Origin of the sequence: Pigmentiphaga sp. YJ18, assembly GCF_038066655.1 — a bacterium.
In the GTDB taxonomy this organism is placed as follows: domain Bacteria; phylum Pseudomonadota; class Gammaproteobacteria; order Burkholderiales; family Burkholderiaceae_B; genus Pigmentiphaga.
On the sequence record NZ_JBBUKU010000001.1, the window covers coordinates 424,634 to 442,815 of the forward strand.

Below are 18,182 nucleotides of genomic sequence, written 5' to 3' on the forward strand. Positions count from 1 at the left end.
TGAATGAGAATAACTCTCTGGAATAATAAATCGTCTGGCGCTGTAATGCTCCCTCCAGAAAAAATGCACGATAAGAGGAGACAAGCGCCATGGAGACTGGGATACGGTCGTTACGCCGCCGGTGGGCGGCGCCGCTTGCGGCCCTGGCGGCCTGGACGGTGGCGGCGCTGCCGGCCGCGGCCACCGCCGCGCAGAACACGATCACGATCGTGGTCGCCTCTTCGCCCGGCACCGGGCCGGACATCCTGGCCCGCACCGTCAGCCAGCAATGGGCGGCGAAATCCGGCACCGCCGCGGTGGTCGACAACCGCCCCGGCGCCAGCGGCAACATCGGCGCCGACCACGTCGCCCGCTCGCGGCCCGACGGCTCGACGCTGCTGGTGGCGGCGACGACCTTCGCCACCAACGCGGCGGTCAACCGCACGCTGCCCTACGATCCGGTCAAGGACTTCGCCCCCATCGCGCTGCTGGGAACCGGCACGCTGGCACTGGCCGTGCCCCCCTCGTTCCCCGCCGAGACGCTCAAGCAGTTCGTCGCCAAGGCCAAGGCCGCGCCCGGCACGATCAACTATGGCTCGCCCGGCAACGGCACCCCGCAGCACCTGGCCATGGAGCTGTTCAAGCAGGAAGCGCACATCGACCTGTTCCACGTCCCCTTCAAGTCGGCGGGCGGCGCGGTCAACGATCTCGCTGGCGGGCACGTCTCGGCCATGATCGTTCCGCTGCACACCATTCAGCCCCTGGTCCAGGGAGGCAAGCTGCGCGTCCTGGCCGTCATGAGCGCCCAGCGCGCGCCATCGCTGCCCCAGGTGCCGACCTTCCGCGAGGAAGGCTATGACCAGGTGCAGGTCGACGTCTGGTACGGCTTGCTGGCGCCCGCCGGCACGCCCGACGCGGTGGTCCGCAAGCTGAACGCGGAAGCGAACGAGGCATTGAAGAACAAGGACGTGGTGGCCAGCCTGGCCAAGGTGGGCATCGAACCGGCCGGCGGTACGCCCGCCCGCATGGCCGACACGCTGGCCCTGGAGCTCAAACGCTGGCCTCCCGTCGTACGCGCGGCAAACATCACGGCAGACTAGGAACACAAGAATGCAGAAGACATGGAACGACTACGACCGTCCCCACCAGGACCTGCGGGAACTGCTGGAGCGCGTCGACAAGGCAGGCGAACTGCTGCGCGTCTCGGGCGCCGACTGGAACCTGGAAGTCGGCACCCTGGCGGAGATCATCCACGGCTCCCAGCACGGTGAAGCCCCCGCCATTCTGTTCGACAACATCCCGGGCTACCCGGCCGGCTTCCGGCTGCTGTCGGGCGCATCGAACTCGTCGGCGCGGCTGGCCCTGACGCTGGGCTTCCCCGTTCCCCGTGGGCCGATGGACGTGGTCCAGTCGTATCGCGACCGCATGCAGCGCCACGAACCCATTCCGCCGCGCGTCGTGGAAACCGGTCCTATCCTGGAGAACATCGACCGCGACGAGGACGTCGACATCTTCAAGTTCCCCATCCCCTTCCTGCACGAGCTGGACGGCGGCCGCTACATCGGCACGGATGACCTGGTCATCATGCGAGATCCCGAACTGGACTGGATCAACATCGGCACCTACCGGTCGATGGCGCACAGCCGCAACCAGGTTGGCCTGTGGACCTCGCCCGGCAAGCAGGGGCGGCAGATCCGCGACAAGTATTTCAAGCAGGGCAAGCCCTGCCCGGTCCTGATTTCCTGCGGCCACGATCCCATGCTGTTCCTGGCCGGCGGCAACGAACTGCGCTTCGGCCTGTCGGAGTACGACTACTCCGGCGGCCATCGCGGCCTGCCCTTCGACGTGGTGCTGAGCGAAGTGCACAAGCTGCCCATGCCGGCCCACAGCGAGATCGTGCTGGAAGGCGAGATGTATCCGGACGACACGCTGCCCGAGGGGCCCTTCGGCGAGTTCACCGGCTACTACGCGGGCGGCAAGAGCAACCAGCCGGTGGTGCGCATCCAGCGGGTCTACTACCGCAACGATCCCATCCTGACCATGGCCACGCCGCTGCGGCCGCCATCGGACTTCTCGTTCTCCAAGTGCGTCATGAAGGCCGGCATGATCTGGGACGAGGTCGAGCGCGCGGGGCTGAGCGGCGTCAAGGGCGTCTGGTGCCACGAAGCCGGCGCAGCGCGCCTGTTCAACATCATTTCGATCAAGCAGGCGTACGCGGGGCATGCCCGGCAGGCCGCGATGCTGGCGGCGAACTGTCAGTCCGGGTCCTACCTTGGACGCTTCGTCGTGGTCGTCGACGAGGACGTCGACCCCACCAATCTGTTCGACGTCGTCTGGGCGATGTCAACCCGCTGCGATCCGGTGGAGGACATCGAATTCATCCGCAAGGCCTGGAGCGGGCCCCTGGATCCACGCATTCCGCGCGGGACCGCCACCAACTCGCGCGCGGTGATCGATGCCTGCCGGCCCTTCGAAATGCTGAAGGACTTTCCGCCGGTGGCCTGCGCCACGCCCGAGCTGCGGCAGAAGGTAGAGGCGAAGTTCGCCGACCTGCTGGCGAAGCTGAAGTAAAGCGGATGGCGGGCGGCCCGTGGCGTCACGGGCCGCCCGGCGTCTCCTTCACCGCCTCGAAGCGCGTCAGCGTGCGGGTACGCGCCCGCGCATGGTCCACCACGGGCAGCGGGTAGTCCCGCCCCAGCCGCAGGCCGCACGCCTCGGCATCCACCGGCCGCATCGCGGCGGGGAAATGGATGTGCCGGTCGGGCACGCGCGCCAGCTCGGGCAAGTAGCGCCGGATGAAGCTCCCGTCGGGATCGAATTTCTCGGACTGGGTGACCGGATTGAAGATGCGGAACCACGGCTGCGCGTCGCAGCCCGTGGAAGCCGCCCACTGCCAGCCGCCGTTGTTGGCCGCCAGGTCGTAGTCGTTCAGGTGCCGGGCGAAGTGCCGCTCGCCCCGGCGCCAGTCGATGCCCAGGTCCTTGGTCAGGAACGAGGCCGCCACCATGCGCAGGCGATTGTGCATGTAGCCGGTCTGGTGCAGCTGGCGCATCGCGGCATCCACCAGCGGGTAGCCCGTGCGGGCCTCGCACCAGGCCTGCCAGAGTTCGGGCGCGTCGTCCCAGGACAGGCGGTCGAAGACCGGCTTGAAGCAGCCTTGTACCACGTGCGGGTGGTGCCACAGGATCATCTGGTAGAACTCGCGCCAGACCAGTTCCGACAGCCAGGCCTGCGCTCCCTCGCCGCCATGGCGGCGCGCCAGCGCGGCCAGTTGGCGGATGGACACGGTGCCGAAGCGCAGATGCGTGGACAGGTACGAGACGCCCTTGCGCGCGGGATAGTCCCGCGTCTCGTGATAGCGCGCCAGGCGGCGCTCGAAATCCCGCAACAGCTCGCGGCCGCCCCGCATGCCGGTGGGCAGCGCCAGCGCGGAAAGATTGGTGGGCAGGAAGCCCAGCGACTCCAGGGCGGGCGGATGCTCGCCGGCGGGCTTGGGCGCCAGGCGCGCGGCATGGCGCTCGACCGGATAGGACTTGAGCTGGAAGCCGTCGGCCCGCTGCAGCCAGGCGCGCTTGTACGGCGTGAACACGCTGTAGGGCCGGCCCTGCTGCGTCAGCACCTCGTCCCGGTCCAGCACCACCTGGTCCTTGTAGTCGCTGAACACGATGCCGCAGTCCGCCAGCTCCCGCGCCACCCGCTGGTCGCGCGCGATGGCGTCGGGCTCGTAGTCGCGGTTGGCCAGGACCTCCCGCACGCCCAGCTCCCGCGCCAGGCGGACGATGCAGGCCGGCGCGCCGCCATGCCGGACGATCAGGCCGCTGCCCGCGGCGCCCGCCTCGCGCGCCAGGCGGTCCAGCGCCTGGTCCAGCTCCAGCACGCTGGCGTGGATGAATTCCACGCGGCGGTCAGCGCGATCGGGCAGGGCATCGAGGATGTCGGTATCGAAGACGAAGGCGCAATACACCTTCTGGTGACGCATCAGCGCCTGGTACAGCGCGGCGTGATCGAAACTGCGCAGGTCGCGCCGGAACCACACCAGGGCGGTCCCGGCCCGCGCCTCATTCGTCATGGGCGACGGCCCGCTTCTGGCGCGGTCCGGCGGCCTGCGTCCGGACCTCGGTCTCGCGCCGGGGCGCGCGGGCACGCTGGCGCTCCACGCGTTCGGACACCCGGCGCGACAACTCACGGGTGGACGGGATGCGCAGGCTGCGCTCCTCGGCCTTTTCCTCGTCCTCGGCCAGGTTGGCGATGATGCCCAGCAGCACCTTGCGCGCCACGCCTATCTCGTCCGCCGTCAGCCCCCGGATGCCGATGCGGTTGACGTCCTCGGCCAGCGGGATCAGCTTGCGCTCGAGCTCGCGGCCCCGGTCCGTCAGGTACACGTACATATTCTTCTTGTTGCCGGGCAGGTGCTTGCGCTCGACGTAGCCCAGGGCCTCCATGGCCTTGAGCGCGCTGTAGGTGGTGGGCTCCATCACTCCCGCCTCGTCGCTCAGTTCGCGCTGGGTCAGGCCGTCCTGTACCCACAGGATGCGCAGGAAGGCCCAGTGCCCGAACGAGACGTGATGCTCGTTCAGCCTCATCTGCAACGCGCGGACGAAGGCGCGCGTGGCGTCCTTGACGAGGTGGGCCAGGCGGTCGTTGGGCGCCGCGCTTTGCCAGTGCTCCAGGATCTTGCGGGTGTCTTCGGCGGAACTCATGGTCTTCCGGGGGGGCTGTGCTCGCGCAAATGATACCCGTCCGGTACCGCCGAAACGGGGGCTTGAAAAATACTTAGAGCTTTAATATTATTCTTATAGCTCTAATAAAACCAGTGTACCCGGATGACCGGGACATCCACCCCCAGGAGACCTCCATGACCCATTCCGTACACCGTTTCGTCCGAGATGCCGCCACGGCGGCCACCCGCCTGGGCCTGGCCGCGCTGCTGGGCTGTGCGCCGGCGCTGGCCAGCGCCGACGACGCGGCCGACTACCCCTCGCGTCCCGTCCGCTTCATCGTGCCCTACGCCACCGGCGGCCTGCCCGACACGGTGGCCCGCATCATCGGCCAGCGCCTGACCGAGCACATGGGCAAGTCCTTCGTGGTCGAGAACAAGCCCGGCGCCAACGGCGTGGTGGCCGCGCAAACACTGATGAACAGCCCGCACGACGGCTATACCTTCCTGGTGACCGACGGCTCGATGATGTCCATCAACCCGTCGCTGTACAAGGATCTCGCCTATCAGCCCAAGCGCGATTTCGTGCCGGTCTCGCTGGTGGCGACCTCGCCGCTGTTCATCGCCGCCCGCCCCGACTTCCCCGCCAGCACGCTGCAGGAATTCGTCGAGCTGGCCAAGAAAAGCCCCACCGGCATCACCTACGGTTCCTCGGGCGTGGGCAGCAGCCACCACCTGACGATGGAAGCCTTGAAAAGCGCGCTGAACCTGCGGCTGGACCATGTCCCGTTCCGGGGATCGGGCCAGGCCGTGCCCGCGCTGGTGGGCAAGCAGGTGGACCTGGTGGTGGCCGCGCTGCCCTCGTTGTCCGGGTTCGCGCAAAAGGGGCAGGCCAAGATCCTGGCCACGAACTCGCTCAAGCGCTCGACCCTGGCGCCCGACGTCCCGGCCATCTCCGAGATCGTTCCCGATTTCAATTTCGCCGTCACCGTCGGGGTGCTGGCGCCCACCGGCACTCCCCCGGCCATCGTGCAGAAGCTCAGCGCCGAGGTCGCCAAGGTGGTCAAGCAGCCCGAGGTCATCAAGCAATTGCAGGGGCTGGGCATCGAACCCGTGGGCGGAACGCCGTCCGAATACGCGCAAGCCATCGATGAGGAAGCCCGCCGCTACGCCGGCCCCATCAAGGCCGCCGGCATCAAGCCAGAGAATTGAAGGAGAAACAGCATGTTGTCGCATGAAAAGAACGAGCGGCTGTGCCGCGTGGAGGGCGCAGCCCCGATGGGCGCGCTGATGCGCCGCCACTGGCTGCCGCTGTGCCTGGTCGAGGAAGTGGCCGAGCCGGACGGCGCGCCGGTGCACGCCCGTCTGCTGGGACTGGACCTGGTCGTGTTCCGCGACACCCAGGGCCGCATCGGCGCGCTGGACGAGAAATGCCCGCACCGCCGGGTCTCGCTGGTCTACGGCCGCAACGAGGAAGGCGGGCTGCGCTGCCTGTACCACGGCTGGAAGATGGACGTGACCGGACAGGTGCTGGACATGGCCTCCGAGCCCGAGACCAGCCCCATGGCCTCGAAGGTGCGCACCAAGGCCTATCCCACGCGCGAGTGGGGCGGCATGGTCTGGGTGTTCCTGGGCAAGGAGGAAGACGCACCCGAGTTCGTTCCCCCGCCCTGGGCGCCGACCCGCGACGCCAAGGTCAGCATCGCCAAGGTCATCCTGCCCTGCAACTGGGCGCAGGTCCTGGAAGGCGCGATCGATTCGGCCCACAGCTCCAGCCTGCACTCGTCGGACTTCGTGCCGGCCAAGGTCAGCGGCGCCGAAGCCACCGACAAGAACTGGCTGCGCCCATCCACCGACAAGGCGCCGCGCCTGCAGGTCGAGCGCACGCCCTATGGCTTTCGCTACGCCGCCATCCGCCGGCCGATCTTCGAGGCCGACACGCAGGACTACGTGCGCTCGACCGTGTTCGTCGCGCCCTTCACCGTGCTGGTGCCGCCCAATAACCTGTACAACGTCGCCAACGTGAACGTGCCCATGGACGACACGAACACGGCGTTCTACTTCCTGGCCTGGGGCCATCCGGCCAAGACGCCCGATACCGAGACCTGGCGCAAGTTCCTGCGCGCACAGATCGGCCCGGACGTGGACGACCGCTACCGGCCGCACCGCAACCACGACAACCGCTTCTGGCAGGACCGCCAGGCGATGAAGGCGGGCAACTTCACCGGCATCACCGGCTTCCCCAACCAGGACATCGCCATGTGGGTAACCATGGGCGCCCTGGCCGACCGGTCCGAGGAAAGGCTGGGCACCAGCGACCTGGCCATCGTCGAGTTCCGCCGCCGGATGCTGACCGCGCTGGACGAGTTCGCCGCGAGCGAAGCGCCCATCGCGCTGGGCGAGAACGCCATTCCCAGGGAAATCTGTTCGTTCCAGGCCATCGTGCCGAAGTCGGTCGACTGGCGCGAATACAAGGTGTCCCACGTGTGGGACGACGTGCCCGCCGCCCAACGACTCGACTCCAACTACGAGGTATAGCCCCCCCTACGCGCTTACGCGCGCCCCCCACGGGGCGGCACTGGCGGACCGGCAAAGCCGGATCCGCTGTGCCCTGGGTCAGGCCACGGATTTTCGAAGGAAGACGGATGTCAATTGCTCCATTGCGGCTGGGCGTAGCCGGCCTGGGACGCGCCTTTTCGCTGATGCTGCCGACCTTCCTGGGCGATGCGCGCATCGTGCTGGCGACGGCCTGCGATCCGCGCGAGGCCGCGCGCGCGCAGTTCGCGCGCGACTTCGGCGTGCCGGTGCACGGCGACATCGACGCGCTGGCGGCCGATCCGTCGCTGGACGCGATCTACGTCGCCAGCCCCCACCAGTTCCACGCCCGCCATGCCGAGATCGCCGCGGCGCACGGCAAGCACGTGCTGGTGGAAAAACCCATGGCGCTGGCCATGGACGAATGCGATCGCATGATCGCGGCCTGCGAGCGCGCCGGCGTGCACCTGATCGTGGGCCATTGCCACAGCTTCGACACCCCCTACCTGAAGACCCGCGAGCTGATCGCCAGCGGCGAGTTCGGCAAGGTGCGCATGATCCATGCGCTGAACTACACCGACTATCTCTACCGTCCGCGCCGGCCGGAGGAACTGGTCACGGCCGAAGGCGGCGGCGCCATCTTCAGCCAGGCCGCGCACCAGGTGGACATCGTGCGGCTGCTGGCGGGCTCGCCGCCCACGCGCCTGCGCGCCGCGGTCGGCAACTGGGATCCGCGCCGCGTCACCGAAGGCGCCTACTCGGCCATGCTGTGGTTCGAGTCGGGCGCCTACGCCTCGCTGTCCTACAACGGCTATGCGCATTTCGATTCCGACGAATGGACGGGCTGGATAGGCGAGATGGGCAACCGCAAGTCGCCCGACGATTACGGCGCCGCGCGGCGCAAGCTGGCCGCCGTCGCCTCGCCGGAGGAAGAGGCCCGTGCCAAGGCCGCCGGCACCTATGGCGGATCGGCCTACAAGCCGCCGGCCGACAACGACGCGGCCCGCGCCTACCAGCACTTCGGCCCCATCATCGTGTCCTGCGACCATGCCGACCTGCGGCCGCTGCCCGACGGCATCGCGATCCACACCGACGAAGCGAAACGATGGATACCGCTGGACCGCCCGGCCGTGCCGCGCCATGAAGTGATCGACGAACTGGTGGCCGCCGTGCGGCAGGGGCTGCCGCCCCGGCACGACGGCCGCTGGGCCCGGGCCACGCTGGAGATCTGCCTGGCCATGCTGCAATCGTCCAAGGACGGCCAGGACGTCCCGCTGGCGCATCAGCCGTCCTGGTAATCGCCCGCGGGACGCGCCAGGAAATCACCGACGTAGACGAGGTGCTCGAACGGCAGTTCATGCCGGCCCGCCACGTCCACCAGCGTATCCAGCGTGGCGCGCAGCACCTGCTGCCGCGCCGCGCGTCCGGCATGGCAGACGATGGCCACGGGCGTGTCGCCCGGATAACCGGCGCGCAGTTCCTCCACCACCCGGGCCAGATCGGTCCGCATCGTGAACAGGACCAGGGCGCTGCGGCTTTGCGCCAGCACCGACAGGCGGTCGCTGCCGCCATAGCCTTCGTTGGCGTTCTTGCCCAGGCTCAGGATCACCGACTGGCTGGTGCCGCCGCCCGTCACGGCGCAGCCCAGCACGGCGTTGCCCGCGGCGAAGCTGGAGATGCCCGGCACGACCTCGGGCGCCAGGTCGCGGAACGCATCCAGGTAGCCGACCTGCGGTCCGTACAGCGTCGGGTCGCCCTGCGTGAGGACCGCCACGCTGCCGCCCGCCGCGACGCAATCGCGGATGGCCTGCCGGCGCGGCGACTCTTCGGCCTCGATTTCTTCCCGCGAGGCGCGGCGCCTCGCCATGGGCGTGAACAGGCCGTGGCCGGCTTCCATGAACCGCTTGCCAGCCAGTTGCTCGGGGTAACGGGCGGGCGCATCGGCCTGGCCCAGCACCAGGTCGGCCTCGCGCATGATGCGGTCGGCCCGCAGCGTCAGGAGGTCGGGATCCCCCGTGCCCAGGCTGACGAGATAGAGCTTGCCGGGTTGGGACGGCATCGGGTTCCTCCTAGCGATCGGTGCGCCACATGCCATCGCGCGCCATCCTGTCCACGATCTCGCCGATCAGGCCCGCGATGGCCGAGACGGCCTTGGCCGGCCCCTTGGTCTTGGCGAAGACCAGCGCGACGGCGCGCTGGAACGGTGGGTCGACGATGCGCGCGGCCTGCACCTCGCCCTTGCCGACCTCGGTCCACACCGCGTGCAGCGGCAGCACCGTGTACAGCCGCTCGCGCGCGACCAGCGAGGCCTGGAGCGGCAACGAATCGGCCTCGATCACCGGGGCCAGCGTGATGTGTTCCTGGCGCGCCATGGAATCGAGCGCCGTGCGCAGCCCGTTGGGCGCGCTGGGCAGGATGAAGGGCAGTTCGTGCAGGCTGCGAAAGGTCACTTCCTCCTGCGCGGTCAGGCGATCGCCCGCGGGTCCGATCAGGTAGCTGTCCACGGTGGCCAGGCACTGCTCGTGCTCGGGCAGCGTGCCGCCGTAGCGGTACAGGATGCCGATGTCCACGCGCGCGTCGACCAGCCATTCCTCGACCTGGCCGCTCGACCCTTCCAGCACCTTCAGGTTGACGCCGGGATAGCGGGCCCGCACCTCGGTGAAGAGCTGACCGACCAGATGGTGGCCGATGGACGGCAGCGTGCCCAGCGTGACGCGGCCGCTGGCGTCGCGCGCCTGCTCGCGGATCTCGTTTTCCAGTTGCTCGGCGTCGGCCAGCAGCGCCCGCACCTGGGGGAAAATGCGCTGCCCCACGTCCGACAGCTCCACGCCCCGGCCGGTGCGCACGAACAGCCGCGTGCCGCACTCGCGTTCGAGCGCGTTCAACTGCCGGCTGAGCAGGGATTGATTGCTGTTCAGGAACAGGGCCGCACGCGTCAGGCTGCCCAGTTCGCCGATCGCCAGGAAGGCCCGCCATTTCTGCAGGCTGGCGGTGACGTCCAGTTGGATGCTGGTGGCTTTGGGATGCTGCATCGCAAGCGGCGCTCGTCCAGGAAAAGAAGACGAGTTTATACCCGCCCGCGCATCGCGGGACGCCGCGCCCCGCGCCAGGCTCCTACCGCCCCTTGAACACCGGCGCCCGCTTCTCGCGGAACGCGGCCTGCGCCTCGGCGGCATCCTCGGTGGTGGCGATGATCGCGGTCATGTCCTGCTCGTAGCGATAGCCGTCGCGCAGGCTCATGTCCTCGATGGTGTTCAGCGTGTGCTTGCCCATGCGCGTGGAGACGGGGCTCTTGGCGGCGATCACGCCGGCCATTTCCATGGCGGCGGGCAGCAGGTCTTCCGGCGCCGTGCAGGACTCGACGATGCCAAGCCGGTAGAGTTCTGCCGCCGGCACCCGGTAGCCGGTCAGCATCATGCGCCGCAGCAGCGAATGGGGGAACAGGCGCATCGCGTGGCGGCATCCGCCCAGCAGGCCCACGTCCACTTCGGGCAGACCCAGCGTGGCGCGCTCGGAGGCGATCAGCACGTCGGCCGAGGCCACCATGGCCAGCCCCGATCCCAGCGCCGGACCGTTGATCGCCGCCACCACGGGCTTGGCGCATTCGCGGATGGCGTGGAAGCACTCGCGGGTGCGGCGCAGGTGCGCGGGCAGGTCGCCCGGCCCCTTGATCACGTCGGCCCGGCCCTTCAGGTCGGCGCCGGCGCAGAACACCTTGCCCGCCCCCGTCAGCACGACCACCCGAATGTCGGGCGTCTCGGATATCCAGTCCAGCGCGGCGGTCAGTTCGTCGTTCAGCACGCGGGTCAGGGCGTTGACCGGCGGGCTGTCCAGGGTCACCAGCGCGATGTGGCCATCCACCCGCAGTTGCAGTTGCTTGAATTCGTTCATGGAAAAGATCGTGGTCGTGGGCAGGGTACGCAGCGAGTCTAGGCGCGCGCGCAACCCGCGCAAAGGCGGGCGCGGTCAAGGCTGCTATGCGCCCCGCGCCATAGCGCGCGCGGGCGCCGCACCCGATAATGCGGCGAAGACGAGAGGAGCCCATGCCGAGAATCGACCTGCCCACGCCCGAAACCATGAGCCCGGAACAGCGCCGGGTGCACGACAAAGTCATCGCCGGCAAGCGTGGCCGGCTGCGGGGCCCGCTGCGCGCCGCGCTGTACAACCCCGAGCTGGCCGACCGCTGGTCGGCCATGGGCGAGCTGCTGCGCTACGACACCACGCTGCCGCCCCGGCTGTCGGAACTGGCCATCCTGGTCACCGCGCGGGCCTGCAGTTCGCCTTTCGAGTGGGCCGCCCACAAGACCGAGGCCGAGAAGGCGGGCGTGGAAGCCTGGATCATCGAGGCGCTGCGCGAGCGCCGCATCCCCGTTGAACTGACGCCGGACGACGCGCTGGTGGTGCGCTACGCCAGCGAGCTGAACGCCCACCGGTCGGTGTCCGACGCCACCTATGCCGCCGCGCTGGCCCGCTTCGGCGCGCGCACCCTGGTGGAACTGACCGCGCTGGTCGGCTACTACACGCTGGTGGCGATGACGCTGAACGCGCACCAGATCCCGCTGGAACCCGGCGTCGTCGCCGCCTTTCCGCTGCCCCAGGACGACCCGGCGGTATGGGGCAAGGCCCGATGAGCGACACCGCGCGACAGGTTGCCCCGATCACGGGCTGGGATTGCCACAACCACCTGCTGGGCCCCTACGACCGCTTTCCGCTGGCGGCTGAACGCAGCTACACCCCGCCCGAGGCGCTGGTCGCGGACCACTCGGCCATGCTGGCCAGCCAGGGGCTGTCGCATGCGGTGCTGGTGCATCCCAGCGCGTATGGGGAAGACTATGCGCTGCTGTTCCACGCGCTGTCGGCGCACGACCACCTGCGCGGCGTCATCGTCGCGCGGCCCGGCTCGCCGCTGGATCTGGGCACGTTGCGCGAATGCGGCGTGCGCGCGCTGCGCTACAGCCACCGCAGCGGCACGGCCGGGAATTTCGCCGGCAGCGCCTCGATCGACGACCTGCGGCAAATGGCGCACGCGGTGGCCGATGCCGGCCTGCACGTCGAGCTCTGGACCGACTGCCAGGCGCTGCCCGGCATCGCCCCCCTGCTGGCAAGCCTGCCCTGCCCGGTCGTGATCGACCACATGGGCAGCTTCGACGTGGACGCGGGCACGAACGACGCGGGTTTCCAGCAACTGGTCCGGCTGCTGGGCGAAGGCAAGGCCTGGGTCAAGCTGTCGGCCTACCGCAGCCTGCTGAAGGTACCGGACCTGGAGCCCGGCCGCCCCTTCCATCGCGCGCTGGTCCAGGCCAATCCCGACCAGCTCGTCTGGGGCAGCGACTGGCCCCACATCCGCATCGATCCGTGGCCCGGCACGCGCCGGCTGTTCGATGCCTTCCTGGCCTGGACCGGCAGCGAACCGCTGGCGCGCCGGATCCTGATCGACAATCCGACCCGGCTCTACGCGTAGGGCGGCTCATCCTTCCAGCACGGGCTCCGTGCGCCGGAAGGACGGCCGCGCCGCGACCTCGTCGTACCAGGCGGCCAGATAGGGCGCCCGCTCGCGCCATTGCAGCGCGCCGAAGCGAAAATCCAGATAGCCCAGCGCGCAGCCCATGCCGATGTGGCCGATGCCGAACGGCGCCGCCGCCAGTTCGCGCGCCTCGCCTTCCAGCCTTTGCAGCGATGCCTCTGTCTTGATCCGGAAGGCCTCGATCAGCGCATCCGAACGCTGCCCGCCGTCCCGGTCGGCTTCGTTGCGCCAGAGGATCAGCACGTCCAGCAGGCCATCGGCGAAGGCGTGCCAGCGCAGGGTTCGCCATTTCTCCTGGCCCCGCGGCGGAAACAACCCGCCGCCGGCAAGGTCGTCCAGGTATTCGCAGATGACCGCCGAATCGAACAGGGCGGACCCGTCGTCCAGCACCAGCGTGGGGATCTTGCTGAGCGGATTGTCCCGCATGATCTGCGGATTCGGCCGTAGCATGGCCGCCACCGACCGCACCCGTTCCACGCGGTCTTCCAGCCGGAGTTCGTGCAGGCACACCATGACCTTGCGCACATAGGGCGACTTGGGCGACCAGTGCAGCTTCATGCGTGTCTCCTTCAGATGGCGCCGGCGGCGCGCAGGGCCTCGATGCCGGCGGCGTCGTAGCCCAGTTCGGCCAGGATCTCGGCGCTGTGCTGGCCCAGCGTGGGCGGCGCCGCCAGGCCCGGCAGCGCGGCATCGGCGAAGCGCATGGGACTGGCGACCTGCGGGACCTGGCCGCCGCTGGGGTGCTCGATGTGGCGCAACAGGCCGCGCGCGATCGTCTGCGGTTCCTCGAACACCTCGGCCACCGAATTGATCGGCCCGCAGGGCACGCCCGCGCCATCCAGCAGGGCCAGCAGGCTCGCGCGGTCGCGGCGGGCGAGATCCTCGCGCAGCATGGCCGACAACTGTTCGATGTTGCGCACGCGCTGCGCATTGGTGGCATAGCGTTCGTCCGCCGCCCATTGCGCGTGGCCCAGGGCTTCGCACAGCTTGCGGAACTGGCCGTCGTTGCCGACCACCAGGATGATGTCGCCGTCGGCGCAGCGGTAGACGTCCTGCGGCTGGATGTTGGGATGGGCGTTGCCGTTGCGACGCGGCGGCTTGCCGGACACGAGATAGTTCATGGCCTGGTTGGCCAGGGTGGCCACCTGCACGTCGAACATGCCGATGTCGATGTATTCGCCCTGCCCCGTCTCGCTGCGCCGGGCCAGCGCGGCCAGCACGGCCACGGCCGTGTACATGCCGGTCATCAGGTCGACGATGGGCACGCCCACCTTCTGCGGGCCACCGCCGGGACGGCCGTCGCGTTCGCCGGTCACGCTCATCAGGCCGCCCATGGCCTGTATCAGGAAGTCGTACGCGGGTTGGTCGCGGCGCGGGCCGGTCTGTCCGAAGCCGGTGACCGAGCAATAGATCAGCCGGGGGTTCAGCGCCCGCAGCGACGCCTCGTCCAGGCCGTAGCGCGCCAGCGTGCCGACCTTGTAGTTCTCCAGCAGGATGTCGGCGCGCACGGCCAGCTCGCGCACGACGCGCTGGCCCTCGGGCGTATCCAGCCCGATCGTGATCGACCGCTTGCCGCGGTTGACCGCGAGGTAATAGCCGGCCTCCTCGGTATCCTCGCCGCGGCCGTCCTTCAGGAAGGGCGGTCCCCAGGCGCGCGTGTCGTCGCCGCTGCCCGGGCGCTCCACCTTGATGACGTCGGCCCCCAGGTCGGCCAGGGTCTGGCTGGCCCAGGGGGCGGCCAGGATGCGGCTCAGGTCCAGGACTTTGACGTGCGACAACGGGCCCGTCGATCGATGCATACATTCCTCCGCGTGCGCGCCGATGGCCGGACGCGTCTCGTCCGTCCGCGCCTGTCGCCGCTGTCCGGACTCTAGGGGCGCGGCGCGGGCTTGCCTACTGCCTGCGCCGGCAAGACTGCAATGCGTCCATGCGCATAACGTGGGCGCTATATCCCCGGCGCGCAGGCAGAAATGCCGCGCGAGTACACCGCGCGGGCGGCGCGGGCCGGAATAATGGACCGCATCGCCAACGCATTCCGGAGACACCACCGATGGACGACGCGCACGACCGGACCCCGTCCGACTCTGGCCGCATGAGGATAGGCGTCGCTGGCGCGGGCGCGATAGGCGGCTTCCTGGCCGCGCGCCTGGCCCTGGCGGGCAACGACGTCAGCGTGCTGGCGCGCGGCGCCACGCTGCGCGCGCTGGACGAACACGGCATCCGGCTGGATAGCGGCGGCACGCGGTCGGCCGCCCGCGTCCGCGCCAGCGACGACCCGCGGCAACTGGGCCCGCAGGACCTGCTGATCCTGGCGGTCAAGTCGCCGTCGCTGCCCGGGCTGGCCGACCGCCTGGGCCCCATGATCGGGCCGGACACCCTGGTGCTGCCCGCGTTGAACGGCGTGCCGTGGTGGTTCTTCCAATCGGGCGACGGCCCCCTGGCGGGCCACCGGCTGCGCGCCGTGGATCCCGACGGCCGGCTCGAACGCGCCATTCCCGCGGACCGCGTCCTGGGTTTCGTGGTGTTCCCGTCCAGCTCCAGCCCCGAGCCCGGCGTGGTCGCCCACGCCTCGGGGTCGCGGCTGGTGGTGGGCGAACCGGCAGGCGGCGCCAGCCCGCGCGCGCGGCGCGCGGCCGACAGCCTGGCCGGTGCCGGCTTCGAGGCCTCCGCCAGCCCCGACATCCGCCGCATTGTCTGGGAAAAACTGCTGGGCAATGCCTGCTTCAACCCGGTCAGCCTGCTGACGGGCTCGCACACCGACCTCCTGATCGACGACGAACGCGTCAACCGCCTGTTCCAGGCCATGATGCGCGAACTCCTGGCCGTGGGCGACGCGCTGGGCCTGCCGCTGGCCATCGAGCCCCCGGCGCGGCTGGCGGTCACGCGCAAGCTGGGCCACATCAAGACCTCCATGCTGCAGGACGTGGAAGCGGGCCGCGCGGTGGAACTGGACAGCATCCTGGGTGCCGCCGTCGAGATCGCCGGCGAACTGGGCGTGCCGGCGCCGCTGCTCGACACCGTCTACGCGCTGGCGCGGGTGCGCGCCGAGCGGCTGGGCCTGTACGCCCCGCCGTTAACGCCCACGCCATAGCAGCTTTGCACGGCGGCGCCTATCCGGCGGCGAAGCCGGCCCGATACCATGCCCGGACATCGACAAAACAGGCGGCCACGTCCGCCACGGAGGAGACTGCCATGCACGCCAGACGCCTTGCGGCATGCCTGATCGCGAGCTGCACCCTGGGACTCTTCACGGCGCCGGCCATGGCGCAGGGCGCCTCGTGGCCCACGCGGCCGATCCGCTTCATCGTGCCCTTCCCGCCCGGCGGCCCGACCGACACCTATGTGCGCACCATCGCCGGCCCCCTGGGCGAGGCGCTCAAGCAGACCATCGTCGTCGAGAACCGCGCGGGCGCGGGCGGCTCGATCGGCACGGCCGCCGTGGCCAAGGCGGCGCCGGACGGCTACACCATGGGCCTGGGCGCCGGCGGCGCGCTGATGGTCATGCCTCACCTGATGAAGGTCCCCTACTCGGTCACGCAGGACCTGACCTACGTCTCCAGCCTGGCGCAGGTGCCCGCCGTCATCGCGGTCAACGCCAAGTCCGGCATCACCAACATGGCGCAATTCCTGGAGCGTGCCCGCAGCCATCCCGGCAAGATGAACTACGCCAGCGCGGGCACCGGCACCATGGTCCACCTGGCCGGCGAACGATTCAAGCGCGAAGCCGGCATCGACATCGTCCACGTTCCCTATGCCGGCGCGGCCCCCGCCATCACCGACCTCCTGGGCGGACAGGTCGAGTCCATGGTCTCGGACCTGACGCCCATCCTGCCCCATGTGCAGGCGGGCACGGTCCGGGTCCTGGCGGTGACCACCGAGAAGCGCACCCCGCTGCTGCCCGATGCGCCCACCCTGGTCGAGCTGGGCTATCCCAAGGTCGTACAGGCGACCGAGTACGGCGTCATCATGCCGGCCGGCACGCCCGCCGCCATCGTCAACCGCGTCCAGCGCGAACTGGCCACCATCCTGGCCACCCCCGAGGTGCGCAAGGCCTACGAGCAGATGGGCTCGCTTGCCGTCTCCAGCTCGCCCGAGCAATATCGCAAGAACGTTCTCGGCAGCTATGAATTCTGGGGCCAGTTCATCAAGGAAACCGGCATTTCGCTGAATTGATCCAAACCACGGGAAACCCTGCCATGCCTGCCTCCAGCGGCCAGACCATCGCCCAGAAAATCCTGGCCCGCGCCGCGGGCCGCGAGACCGTGGCGCCGGGCGAGTACGTCAACTGCGTGCCGGACCACGTCGTCACCCAGGAGATGGTCTGGCCCATGCACAAGCGCAACCTGGAGAAGATCGGCGCGACCGCGTTCGCCCGGCCCGAGAAGGCCATCATCGTCATCGACCATACGCCGGCGGCCGCCACCGGTTCGCCGCACGCCGCGACGCACCACATGCTCAAGCAGCTGACGCGCGACTTCGGCATCGACAACTTCTACGGCCCCAACACCGGGCTGCGCCACCTGGTGCTGGTCGAACGTGGCTTTGCCCGGCCCGGGTCCCTGGTGTTCTCGGACGAAGGCAACATCGCCTCGATCGGCGCGGTGGGCGCGCTGAACATCCCCATGTCCACCGACGTGCTGGCGCCGCTGCTGAACGACCGGCACTGGGTGTGCGTGCCGCGCACGGTGCGCATCGAGCTGGTGGGCAACCTGCCCTTCGGCGTGACCGGACGCGACCTGGTCCAGGCCATCATCCGCGACCACGAGGAACAGGGCACCTTCCTGCAATGCTGCGTGGAGTACGGCGGGCCGGCGCTGGCGGAGCTGAGCCTGGACGACAGGCAGGCCATCCTGGCCTCGACCTTCCACACGGGATCGGACACCGCCATCATGGACGTCGATGCGCGCGCGCTCGACTATGTGGACGAACACGCGGACGGCCGGCCCTACCAGGTGGTGCGCAGCGATCCGGACGCCGACTACGCGGCGGTGCTGACCTACGACCTGTCGCGGTTGACGCCCATGGTGACCGTGCCGCCCACGCAAAGCGGCGCGGTCGACGTCGCGCGGGTGGCGGGCCGGCGCATCGACCAGGCCGCCGTCGGATCCTGCGCCAACAACCGGCTGGAAGACATGCGGGCGGCGGCCGCCGTGCTGCGCGGCCGCCGGATCGCCCCGCACGTCACGATGTACATCTCGCCGGGCAGCCAGAACATCTACGCCGCGGCGGCGCGCGAAGGTTTGCTGGAGGTGTTCGCCGAAGCCGGCGCCACCGTGCTGTCGCCCGGCTGCAATACCTGTTGGGGCTACCTGGGCGTGCTGAGCGGCGAGGACGTCTCCATCACCACCCACCAGTTCAACTACCAGGGCCGCAACGGCAGCACCCAGGCCGCGGTCCACCTCGCCTCGCCCTATACGGTGGCGGCCTCGGCCGTGGCCGGCGAGATCGCGGACCCCCGCCCGCTGCTGGCGGGCAGGCTTTGAGGAG

General features: G+C 69.5%; 17 protein-coding genes. 10 read left to right on the forward strand and 7 right to left on the reverse strand.

From position 1 onward, the window contains the following. Window positions 1–89: 89 nt before the first annotated feature. Window positions 90–1,079 carry a Bug family tripartite tricarboxylate transporter substrate binding protein gene (locus tag WKR98_RS02110; RefSeq protein ID WP_341431892.1) on the forward strand — a complete coding sequence of 330 codons (990 nt, stop codon included), beginning with the start codon at window positions 90–92 and terminating at the stop codon, window positions 1,077–1,079. A 10-nt stretch (window positions 1,080–1,089) separates the two neighbouring features. Further along, complete coding sequence (locus WKR98_RS02115; RefSeq protein WP_341431893.1) at window positions 1,090–2,550, forward strand: UbiD family decarboxylase; 1,461 nt, start codon at window positions 1,090–1,092, stop codon at window positions 2,548–2,550. Between the two features lie 25 nt (window positions 2,551–2,575). Here the strand turns inward: WKR98_RS02115 and WKR98_RS02120 are convergent, their stop codons facing one another. Beyond that, window positions 2,576–4,048, reverse strand: coding sequence for a cryptochrome/photolyase family protein (locus WKR98_RS02120; protein ID WP_341431894.1), 1,473 nt, complete (start codon window positions 4,046–4,048; stop codon window positions 2,576–2,578). Next, a complete protein-coding gene (locus WKR98_RS02125) occupies window positions 4,038–4,679 on the reverse strand; it encodes a MarR family winged helix-turn-helix transcriptional regulator (RefSeq protein ID WP_124691656.1) in 642 nt (213 codons plus the stop codon). Before WKR98_RS02125 ends, WKR98_RS02120 begins: the two co-directional genes overlap by 11 nt. Window positions 4,680–4,834: 155 nt before the next feature. Between WKR98_RS02125 and WKR98_RS02130 the strand changes: the two genes are divergently transcribed. The 3 genes from WKR98_RS02130 (at window position 4,835) to WKR98_RS02140 (ending at window position 8,469) form a co-directional block, all read left to right on the forward strand. Continuing rightward, window positions 4,835–5,848 carry a Bug family tripartite tricarboxylate transporter substrate binding protein gene (locus WKR98_RS02130; protein ID WP_124691657.1) on the forward strand — a complete coding sequence of 338 codons (1,014 nt, stop codon included), beginning with the start codon at window positions 4,835–4,837 and terminating at the stop codon, window positions 5,846–5,848. Between the two features lie 12 nt (window positions 5,849–5,860). Continuing rightward, the gene (locus tag WKR98_RS02135) at window positions 5,861–7,174 is read left to right on the forward strand and encodes a Rieske 2Fe-2S domain-containing protein (protein WP_341431895.1); all 1,314 of its coding nucleotides are present in this window, start codon (window positions 5,861–5,863) and stop codon (window positions 7,172–7,174) included. A 107-nt stretch (window positions 7,175–7,281) separates the two neighbouring features. Further along, window positions 7,282–8,469, forward strand: a complete 1,188-nt coding sequence (locus tag WKR98_RS02140; RefSeq protein ID WP_341431896.1) for a Gfo/Idh/MocA family protein — start codon at window positions 7,282–7,284, stop codon at window positions 8,467–8,469. Here the strand turns inward: WKR98_RS02140 and WKR98_RS02145 are convergent. The 3 genes from WKR98_RS02145 to WKR98_RS02155 all read right to left on the reverse strand — a co-directional run bounded on the left by WKR98_RS02145 (window position 8,454) and on the right by WKR98_RS02155 (window position 11,062). After that, window positions 8,454–9,230, reverse strand: a complete 777-nt coding sequence (locus WKR98_RS02145; protein ID WP_341431897.1) for an SAM-dependent methyltransferase — start codon at window positions 9,228–9,230, stop codon at window positions 8,454–8,456. The genes WKR98_RS02140 and WKR98_RS02145 overlap by 16 nt on opposite strands. 10 nt (window positions 9,231–9,240) lie before the next feature. Beyond that, window positions 9,241–10,203 (reverse strand): LysR family transcriptional regulator, encoded by a 963-nt coding sequence (locus tag WKR98_RS02150; protein ID WP_341431898.1) that lies wholly within the window; start codon window positions 10,201–10,203, stop codon window positions 9,241–9,243. 82 nt (window positions 10,204–10,285) lie between these two features. Next, window positions 10,286–11,062, reverse strand: a complete 777-nt coding sequence (locus tag WKR98_RS02155) for an enoyl-CoA hydratase/isomerase family protein (RefSeq protein ID WP_341431899.1) — start codon at window positions 11,060–11,062, stop codon at window positions 10,286–10,288. 152 nt (window positions 11,063–11,214) lie between these two features. Between WKR98_RS02155 and WKR98_RS02160 the strand changes: the two genes are divergently transcribed. Further along, window positions 11,215–11,802 carry a carboxymuconolactone decarboxylase family protein gene (locus tag WKR98_RS02160; RefSeq protein WP_341431900.1) on the forward strand — a complete coding sequence of 196 codons (588 nt, stop codon included), beginning with the start codon at window positions 11,215–11,217 and terminating at the stop codon, window positions 11,800–11,802. Next, entirely contained in the window at window positions 11,799–12,632 is an 834-nt protein-coding gene (locus WKR98_RS02165; RefSeq protein WP_341431901.1) for an amidohydrolase family protein, read from the forward strand. The genes WKR98_RS02160 and WKR98_RS02165 overlap by 4 nt, the downstream gene beginning before the upstream one ends. A 6-nt stretch (window positions 12,633–12,638) precedes the next feature. Here WKR98_RS02165 and WKR98_RS02170 read toward each other — a convergent pair whose 3' ends face one another. After that, window positions 12,639–13,253: a glutathione S-transferase family protein gene (locus WKR98_RS02170; RefSeq protein WP_341431902.1), complete on the reverse strand. Its 615-nt coding sequence runs from the start codon at window positions 13,251–13,253 to the stop codon at window positions 12,639–12,641. 11 nt (window positions 13,254–13,264) lie between these two features. Next, entirely contained in the window at window positions 13,265–14,494 is a 1,230-nt protein-coding gene (locus tag WKR98_RS02175) for a CaiB/BaiF CoA transferase family protein (protein WP_341431903.1), read from the reverse strand. A 251-nt stretch (window positions 14,495–14,745) separates the two neighbouring features. On the opposite strand from WKR98_RS02175, the gene WKR98_RS02180 reads away from it, so the two are divergent. The 3 genes from WKR98_RS02180 (at window position 14,746) to WKR98_RS02190 (ending at window position 18,178) form a co-directional block, all read left to right on the forward strand. Continuing rightward, window positions 14,746–15,786 (forward strand): ketopantoate reductase family protein, encoded by a 1,041-nt coding sequence (locus WKR98_RS02180; RefSeq protein ID WP_341431904.1) that lies wholly within the window; start codon window positions 14,746–14,748, stop codon window positions 15,784–15,786. A gap of 101 nt (window positions 15,787–15,887) precedes the next feature. Further along, a complete protein-coding gene (locus tag WKR98_RS02185; protein ID WP_124691667.1) occupies window positions 15,888–16,868 on the forward strand; it encodes a Bug family tripartite tricarboxylate transporter substrate binding protein in 981 nt (326 codons plus the stop codon). Between the two features lie 23 nt (window positions 16,869–16,891). Continuing rightward, window positions 16,892–18,178, forward strand: coding sequence for a 3-isopropylmalate dehydratase large subunit (locus WKR98_RS02190; protein WP_341431905.1), 1,287 nt, complete (start codon window positions 16,892–16,894; stop codon window positions 18,176–18,178). Window positions 18,179–18,182 lie beyond the last annotated feature (4 nt).